Source organism: Lutibacter sp. (assembly GCF_041562875.1).
In the GTDB taxonomy this organism is placed as follows: domain Bacteria; phylum Bacteroidota; class Bacteroidia; order Flavobacteriales; family Flavobacteriaceae; genus Lutibacter.
This window is the reverse complement of record NZ_JBFFOE010000096.1, coordinates 1-8,808: the sequence shown is the minus strand read 5'-3', so window position 1 is coordinate 8,808 and position 8,808 is coordinate 1. Positions and strand designations below refer to the sequence as shown.

9 protein-coding genes and 1 pseudogene are annotated in these 8,808 nt (G+C 28.6%); 2 read left to right on the top strand and 8 right to left on the bottom strand.

Annotated elements, in window-relative coordinates; genetic code table 11:
- The first annotated feature begins 429 nt into the window (after positions 1-429).
- On the top strand, positions 430-765 hold the full coding sequence (locus ABY863_RS11245) for a DUF2853 family protein (RefSeq protein ID WP_372794861.1): 336 nt from the start codon (positions 430-432) through the stop codon (positions 763-765).
- A gap of 72 nt (positions 766-837) precedes the next feature.
- Here the strand turns inward: ABY863_RS11245 and ABY863_RS11240 are convergent, their stop codons facing one another.
- The 8 genes from ABY863_RS11240 to ABY863_RS11205 all read right to left on the bottom strand — a co-directional run bounded on the left by ABY863_RS11240 (position 838) and on the right by ABY863_RS11205 (position 7,934).
- Complete coding sequence (locus tag ABY863_RS11240) at positions 838-1,131, bottom strand: hypothetical protein (RefSeq protein ID WP_372794859.1); 294 nt, start codon at positions 1,129-1,131, stop codon at positions 838-840.
- A gap of 9 nt (positions 1,132-1,140) precedes the next feature.
- Entirely contained in the window at positions 1,141-2,115 is a 975-nt protein-coding gene (locus ABY863_RS11235; RefSeq protein ID WP_372794863.1) for a deoxyhypusine synthase family protein, read from the bottom strand.
- Positions 2,105-3,043 carry an agmatinase gene (gene speB / locus ABY863_RS11230; protein ID WP_372794857.1) on the bottom strand — a complete coding sequence of 313 codons (939 nt, stop codon included), beginning with the start codon at positions 3,041-3,043 and terminating at the stop codon, positions 2,105-2,107. Before speB ends, ABY863_RS11235 begins: the two co-directional genes overlap by 11 nt.
- Positions 3,036-4,433, bottom strand: a complete 1,398-nt coding sequence (locus tag ABY863_RS11225) for an arginine decarboxylase (RefSeq protein ID WP_372794855.1) — start codon at positions 4,431-4,433, stop codon at positions 3,036-3,038. The genes speB and ABY863_RS11225 overlap by 8 nt, the downstream gene beginning before the upstream one ends.
- A gap of 320 nt (positions 4,434-4,753) precedes the next feature.
- Positions 4,754-5,512: a peroxide stress protein YaaA gene (yaaA, locus tag ABY863_RS11220; RefSeq protein WP_372794853.1), complete on the bottom strand. Its 759-nt coding sequence runs from the start codon at positions 5,510-5,512 to the stop codon at positions 4,754-4,756.
- Positions 5,513-5,606: 94 nt separating this feature from the next.
- A complete protein-coding gene (locus tag ABY863_RS11215; protein WP_372794851.1) occupies positions 5,607-6,236 on the bottom strand; it encodes a CatA-like O-acetyltransferase in 630 nt (209 codons plus the stop codon).
- Positions 6,237-6,321: 85 nt separating this feature from the next.
- Positions 6,322-7,341 carry an RluA family pseudouridine synthase gene (locus ABY863_RS11210; protein ID WP_372794849.1) on the bottom strand — a complete coding sequence of 340 codons (1,020 nt, stop codon included), beginning with the start codon at positions 7,339-7,341 and terminating at the stop codon, positions 6,322-6,324.
- On the bottom strand, positions 7,341-7,934 hold the full coding sequence (locus ABY863_RS11205; RefSeq protein ID WP_372794847.1) for a PASTA domain-containing protein: 594 nt from the start codon (positions 7,932-7,934) through the stop codon (positions 7,341-7,343). The genes ABY863_RS11210 and ABY863_RS11205 overlap by 1 nt, the downstream gene beginning before the upstream one ends.
- Before the next feature lie 298 nt (positions 7,935-8,232).
- On the opposite strand from ABY863_RS11205, the pseudogene ABY863_RS11200 reads away from it, so the two are divergent.
- Positions 8,233-8,808: pseudogene (locus ABY863_RS11200) on the top strand (D-alanine--D-alanine ligase); the annotation flags it as partial.

The window sequence follows — 8,808 nt, the reverse complement described above, 5'->3', positions numbered from 1 at the left end:
GTTCCTAAATCTATTCCTATTATTTTACCCATAACTTTACTATTTTATTTTTTGTTCTTATTTTTTTTAAACTACAACTTCAAATAGTCAATGATTATGCCATTGAAAAAAATATGTCAACTTGTCACAATTAAAAAGAATCATTCCTTTAATTGTCATTTAACAAGCCAACAGAGCCTTTGCAATCTTGCAAAATTGACATTATTCATAGTTTACAAAGGCGTCCTATTTAAACACTAAAAAAATTAAAATGGGAGGTTTTTTCAGTTTTTTTTTAATATGAACTCTAAATATTAAAGAAACTTCTGAAGGAGGTTAACCCTTAAGTGTGAATATCTCAGATTGTTAAAATAAATTATCTTTAAACAAATAATATTTTTTATATTTGAAATAAGGAAATTTATTATTAATAAAAAAAAATCGTTACTCATGAGTAAATTTGATGAAAAAATAGCCCTTTATCAGGGTGCAATGAAAGATTTAGGGATTAGCTTTGATGCTGATTTATTTACAAAAGTTACTAAAGGTTTAGGACCTTCAATTTACAAAAAAGATGCTGAAACAGTATCTGGGTCTGATGAAAAGGAATTGGCAACTGTAAAAAACAACTTCTTAATTAAAAAGTTAGGACTTTCAGACGGTGCTAAACTAGATAATGCTATAGAAGCTGTTATGGAAAAAATGGGAAAATCTAATAGAAATAAATACAGAGCAATTGTTTATTATTTATTAGTAAAAGAATTAGGTAAAGAATCTAAATATTAAGTAAATTAATATTCTAATTTAATAAAAAAACCTGCTTATAGCAGGTTTTTTTATTTTTAAAAGGAATCATTTTTAATCATCCTCTTCAACTTCATCTTCAGCAACTCCTTCAAAATCATTATCATATGCATCATCAAAATTATCTTCATCAGCATCATAATCTTCCATAGTCTCTTCCAATTTCAAACTAATTTTAACAAGATAAATAGTATCTTCTGTTCTTACTTCTACAGCTCTAACTGTTTCATCCTTCGCATTCTTAAAAGTGATAATATCTTTATAACCATAACCAGTTGGAAATTTCTCAACTAATAGGTCTAATATATCGCTCGTTAATTTAGCATAATCTACAATTACTCTCTTCATCTTTAAAAATTACATGTTTAATAAATAGGCAAAAATTAACGGAGCAACTATTGTTGCATCCGATTCTATAATATATTTTGGAGTATTAATATCTAATTTACCCCAAGTTATTTTCTCATTTGGAACAGCGCCTGAATAAGAACCATAGCTTGTTGTTGAATCGGAAATTTGACAAAAGTAACTCCAAAATGGTGTTTCTGGTCGTTCCATATCTTGATATAGCATAGGTACTACACAAATTGGGAAATCTCCTGCGATACCTCCTCCTATTTGAAAAAATCCAATTCCATTTTTAGAATTATCAGTATACCAATCAGCTAAAAAAGTCATATATTCAATTCCTGACTTCATTGTACTTGCTTTTAATTCGCCTTTTAAGACATATGAAGCAAAAATATTCCCCATAGTGCTATCTTCCCAACCTGGCACAACCATAGGTAAATTGGCTTCAGCAGCAGCTATCATCCAACTGTTTTTAGGGTCAATCTCGTGATATTGATCTAACACACCTGAAAGTAATAGTTTATACATAAATTCATGTGGAAAATAACGTTCTCCTCTATCTTCTGCATCTTTCCAAATTTTGAATACATGTTTTTGTAAACGTCTAAAAGCTTCCTCTTCAGGAATACAAGTGTCTGTAACTCTATTTAGACCTTTTTCTAATAAATCCCATTCATCTTGAGGTGTTAAATCTCTATAATTTGGAACTCTTTTATAATGAGAATGTGCTACTAAATTCATAATATCTTCTTCCAAGTTTGCACCCGTACATGAAATAATTTGAACTTTATCTTGTCTAATAATTTCGGCAAAAATCTTACCTAATTCTGCCGTACTCATTGCTCCTGCTAAAGAAACCAGCATTTTAGAACCTGATGCCAACTGATTTTCATATTCTTTAGCTGCATCAACAACGGTTGCTGAGTTAAAATGTAAATAATACTTTTCTATAAATTGTGAAATTGCTCCTTTAGTAGTCATTATCTTCGTCTTCAAATTTTGAGTTTTTATTAGTTGGTTTTTTATAACCATCAATGTTATCGTAATCAGTTTCACTAATATCAACAAACTTATAACTTAACATTTTGTAATACAATTTGGCTGCTAGAAAATCTGATGATTTTTCCTTTTCATTTGGACATAATTCAACAATATCAAACCCAACCACGTTTTTTTCTTTAAAGATTTTCTTCAAAAATTCTAATGTTTCATACCATAAAAGTCCTCCAGGTTCTGGTGTACCAGTTGATGGCATTATTGATGGATCAAAGGCATCTAAATCTATTGTCAAAAATACATTATTTGTCATTAAATCAATAGCATTTTCCATCCAATAATCATCTTGTGCTAAATCGTGTGCAAAGAATACTTTATCCGTATCCATCACTGTTTTTTCAGCTTTGTCCATACTTCTAATTCCTACTTGAATTAAATTTGTATTTTGACTTGCTTCATATACAGCACACGCATGATTACACTTAGAGCCATCATATTCTTTTCTCAAATCAGCATGGGCATCAATTTGCACCACAGTTAAACTGTCAAAACATTCATGAAAAGCTCTAATTGAACCTATAGAAATTGAATGCTCCCCACCAAATAAAGTAACAAATTTATTTTTTATTATAAATGATTTGGCTGCGGCATGAACAGCTTCAACCATTTTTTCAGGTGAAGAATTTTCTGTTACTGCATCCGCTAAAAATATACCATTTTTATAAACTTCAGAATCTGTTTCTATATCATATAGTTCCATATTTTCTGAAGCATTTAAAAAAGCTTCAGGACCTTTATCAGCTCCCTTTTGCCAAGTACTTGTTCCGTCATAAGGAACCGTAATTAAAACTACTTTTGAAGTTTCAATTTTAGCGTATTGTTCAGGAATTCCTGCGTACGTTCTTTTATTCATATCCCAATATTTTTAAAAAGTCATTTGCTGTTTGTTTTTCTTTAAAAACTTTATATTCTAATTTTCCGTCTTTGTCTTTCGAAATTATTATATGTTTTGGCTGAGGAATTAAACAATGTTGTAAACCTCCATATCCGCCAATTGATTCTTGATAGGCACCCGTATTAAAAAAACCAATGTATAAAGGTTTTTCTTCTTTGTAAACTGGCATATAAATAGCATTTATATGTTGCTCAGAATTATAATAATCATCACTATCACAAGTTAAACCACCTAATAAAACACGCTCATAATTATCGTTCCACCTATTTAAAGGTAATAAAACAAACCGTTTATTTATAGCCCAACTATCCGGCAATGTAGTAATAAATGAAGAATTAATCATATTCCAACGCTCTCTATCGTTTTGCTTTTTTTGATATAATACTTTATACAATGCCCCTCCACTTTCACCAACGGTATAACTGCCAAACTCCGTAAAAATATGCGGTACTTGAACTTCGGCTTCATCACAAGCAATTTTAATTTGAGATATAATTTCATTAATCATATATTCATAATCGTAATCAAAAGCCAATGAATTTTTTATTGGGAATCCTCCTCCAATATTTAAACTATCTAACGATGGGCAAATTCGTTTTAAACTAATATAAACTTTTAAACACTTACTTAATTCGTTCCAATAATACGCATTATCTTTAATACCCGTATTTATAAAGAAATGCAACATCTTTAAATTTACTTTGTTGTTTTCTTTAATATCTCTTCTATAAAATTCAACTATATTTTTATATCCAATCCCTAAACGAGATGTATAAAATTCAAATTTAGGTTCTTCTTCTGAAGCAATTCTTATACCAATATTAATTTTTTTACGTAAGCCATTAGTAAGTAAATCAATTTCCTCATAATTATCTATAATAGGAATACAGTTTTTATGTCCACTATTTATTAATTTTTGAATATTTTTTATATATTCATCTCTTTTAAATCCGTTACAAAGAACATAGGTTTTATCAGTAATTTTACCGCTTTTTTTAAGGCTTTCAACAATATCAATATCAATTGCCGAAGATGTTTCAATATGGATATCGTTACTTAATGCTTCATCTAACACATGCTTAAAGTGTGAACTTTTAGTACAATAACAGTAATGATATTTTGCCTTGTATTTATTCTTACGCATTGCTTCTTTAAACCATCCTTTTGCCTTTTGAATATTTTCGCTAATTTTTGGTAAGTAGGTAAATTTTAAAGGTGTGCCAAATTTTTCAGCAAGCTCCATTGTATCTATATCATGAAAATGTAAGTGCTTCTTCGAGTCAACTTTAAATTCTTCTTGGGGGAAATCAAATGTTTGATTTATTAAATCGATATATTTAGTATTCATTACTATTTTAAGTTAAAAAATTTATTATAATGCCATGAAATTTGGCTATCATTAACAATGTTAAAAAATTAAAATCATACTCTTAATACTAAAGATACGTTATTTTTACTTAGGACTTGAATGGAGTCATAAGTTTTAAAAATGTATTTAAAAGAAGTCTGCATTTTTCTAAACTTCTCACTGTACTTTATAAGTACACTGCTACCTAAAAATTTCATTATAAACAAGTTTCAATTTTAAAAACATCTATTTATATTGTTTGTAAAACAAAGGAACAAACATATATAAAAAAACAATACAATTTATAAAAAATTAATAAATTATCGTGTAAAAACTAATTCCTTTTCAGTTGATAAATTCATATCAAATGCATATCCTTCTGAATTAAATTTCTTTAAATCTTCAATATTTTCAATAGCATTATCAATTATAAATCGCACCATTAAGCCACGAGCCTTTTTCGCAAAAAAACTAATCATTTTTAGTTTACCATCTTTATAATCTTTAAAAATGGGAGTAATTACAGGAACTTTTAATAGTTTCGTTTTAATTACTTTAAAATACTCGTTACTGGCTAAATTAATAAACACCTCATCATTTTTTAATTCTTCATTTAAAGCATTAGTAACTGTTGCATCCCAAAATTGATATAAGTTATCATTTTTGCCCACTTTTAATTTAGTACCCATTTCTAAACGATAAGGTTGCATTAAATCTAATGGCTTTAGCAAACCATATTGTCCTGATAGTATTCTTAATTTATTTTGAAGTTGGGCTATTTTATTTTCTGAAAGTGTATATGCATCTAATCCAATATAAACATCGCCTTTAAATGCAAAAATTGCTTGTTTTGCATTTTCTAAAGTAAATGGTAATTGCCAATCTTGATTTCTTTGCCAGTTTAATTCACTTAAGTTGGAAGAAATATTCATTAATTCTGATAACTTTTTTGGAGATTTCTTCTTTAGAACTTCATTTAATCTTGAAGCTTCATCTAAAAATATGCCTTCTGTAAATTGTGAAGTTGGTGGTTTAGTTTCTAAATCTAATGATTTGGCTGGTGATATTACTATTTTCATTTTTTACATTTTCAGTGTAAAACAAAATTACAATTATTTAGTTATAATTTATGCCAATTTTAATATGAAGTAGTTATTTTAAAATAGTAAAAAATTATGCTAGTTCATTTATATAAAGTTGCATTTTTTCAAAAAGAAGACCTACATGAAAACCATCCAATAATGCATGATGTACTTCAACTGAAAAGGGTATTTTTTTTAATTCAGCTTCTTCAAACCATTTCCCAAAAACAATCTTTGGCACTCCCATTGTTTTCTCATCTCCTTTCCTTGCATGTTTAACACTTGTTAATGAAACCCAAGGAATGGTTGAGCAGTGCACAATTGCCAATTCATTTTCATTTGCATCAAACTTTATTCCTTTTTTATGATTTTCAATTATTGCTTTTGCGCTTTCAATAAACTCAATTATTGAAAACTTATATGGGAAATCACAAAATGAAAATGTGTGATCATCATTTAAAACAGTAGAGCCAATATTTACCAAATCAAAAGACACCACCTTATCATTTTTAAAACGAAGTTTAAACTCTGGAATTTCATTTATACTTTTTATAGCAACAAACAAACACGCTAATGAAAAAGAAAGATGATGTTGTTTACAATAACGATAAAGGTTAGTGACTTCTAAATTAGCTGTAATATTAAAAAATGGATCTTCATAGGTTTTAAAAAACTTATATTGATCTTTTCGCTTCCAGTTTTCAACATCAAATTCTTTCATCTGTTTAATTTTTTTTTAGTGGCAACAACTGCTGTTCGCTATTAATCATTCCTTAAAGTATCAAATTTGTTATGCTCGGCTCATTTTAATACTTTTGATTTTCGGTATAAGTTCTCCACTTTTCAAGACACTCAACAATATCTTGTGGTATTTCCGAATTAAATTGCATAAATTCTTTTGTAATTGGATGCTCAAATCCAAGAGTTTTTGCGTGAAGTGCTTGTCTTGGTAAAACTTTAAAGCAATTTTCAACAAACTGTTTGTATTTAGTAAACGTAGTTCCTTTTAAAATACCATCACCTCCGTAACGCTCATCATTAAAAAGTGTATGCCCAATATGTTTAAAATGTGCTCTAATTTGATGTGTTCTACCCGTTTCTAACTTACACTGCACCAAAGTAACATAACTAAAACGCTCAATAACTTTATAATGCGTAATTGCAGGTTTCCCAAATTCACCATCAGGAAAAACACTCATTTGAAGTCGGTTTTTTAAACTTCTTCCAATATGTCCTTCTATTTTACCTTCATCTTCAACTACATTTCCCCAAACCAATGCATAATATAAACGCTCTGTAGATCTATCAAAAAATTGTTTTGATAAATGTGCCATCGCATATTCAGTTTTTGCAACTACCAACAAACCACTTGTGTCTTTATCAATTCTATGAACCAAACCTGGGCGTTCATTAGAATTTGTTGGTAAATTTTCAATATGATGAATTAATGCATTTACCAAGGTTCCGCTATAATTTCCGTGACCTGGATGCACTACCATTCCAGCAGATTTGTTCACAACAATAACCTGATCATCTTCAAATAAAATATCTAAAGGAATATCTTCTGCAACCAATAGATTTTCGTGTGGTGGATGTGCCAAAACAACACGAACCACATCTTTTGGCTTTACTTTATAATTTGATTTTACAGCAATTTCATTCACTAAAATATTTCCTGCCTTTGCCGCTTGTTGTACTTTATTTCGAGTCGTATTTTCAATAAAATTCATTAAAAATTTATCAACTCTCAATGGCTCTTGACCATCGTTAGCAATATATCTAAAGTGCTCGTAAAATTCTTCTTTTTCTAATTCTTCAACATTCATTAGTTTTCTTCCTCTGTTTTTTCTTGATTAAACTGACCTCCTTCGTTTCCATCACCTAATTTTAATGTGATTTCAGAATTTTGTGGAATTTTATCCCCCGCTTTTAAATCTTTTCCGTTAAATTTTAAACCTCTAACAACATCTTTTGCTATGTCTGAAACATAAACATCATTTTCACTTATTCTAAATCCAATGGCAATTAATTGAGAATTAACTTGTCTTTTAGTTTTACCTAATAAGTCAGGTATTTCTACATTTGCATAACCTGAAGGATTCAAGGTTAAATAAATTTTTCGTCCTTCTTTAACAAAGTCACCTGCTTCTGGACTTTGTTCTATTACAGATTTTTTTGGGTATAATGGATTATAACTTGTAGAATCTATAACTACTAGATTCAAATTTAATTCATTCAATGTTTTTTCAACCTTTTCTATACTCATCTTTTCCAAGTTAGGCACTTCTATTTTTTGGTTGTGGTTGGTTGTAATATTTAACCATTTAATTACCACAAAAATAAATATTGTTAAGCCTACAAATGCAAAAAGCAATTGCTTTAAAAACGTTTTAGATTTTATAAATTGAATAAGACTCATATTCTCTTTTTTTAATTTGTGCAAAGATACTTTTTTTTGAGTTTAAAAGATCAAAAGTTTAAACGTTAAAACATTGTAATTATTAATAAAAATTTCATAATTCTAAATAATTAATCCATAAAAGTGATAAATTATTGAAGAGAAACAACAATAAAAGCTATTCATCACCCATTTTCTTAAAGTTTAAAGTAGCAACTTTAAACTTTAAGATTTTGTTGTTATTCAGTTTTTTTAACTACAAACTTTTCAACATTAAACTTTAAATATGTAAGTTTGTAGTTAAAGTTATAAACATAAAATGAAAAAAAATATTGCCATAATAATGGGTGGTTATTCTTCAGAAGTTGATATTTCATTGAAGAGTGGCGCTGTAGTTTATAAAAACATTTCAAAAGAAACATACAATACTTATAAAGTACATATTCTTAAAAATAAATGGGTACTTGTTGATGATGACAACAAAGAATTCCCTATAAATAGACACGATTTTACAACTGAAATTAATGGCAAAAAACTAATTTTCGATTGTGTTTTTAATGCAATTCATGGACATCCTGGTGAAGACGGAACTATTTTGGCTTATTTTGAATTGATTGGATTAAAACATACTTCCGCACCATTTTACCAAATGGCTTTAACCTTTAATAAGCGTGATTGTTTAAGTGTAGTAAAACAATATGGCATAAAAACCGCTACATCTTATTTTTTAAATAAAGGCGATGAAATTAATGTGGAAGAAATTATTAAAAAAGTTGGCTTACCTTGTTTTGTAAAACCTAACAATGCGGGTTCTAGTTTTGGAATTTCTAAAGCAAAAACAAAGCAGGAAATGATTCCTGCCATAGAAAAAGCCTATAAAGAAGATTCTCAAATC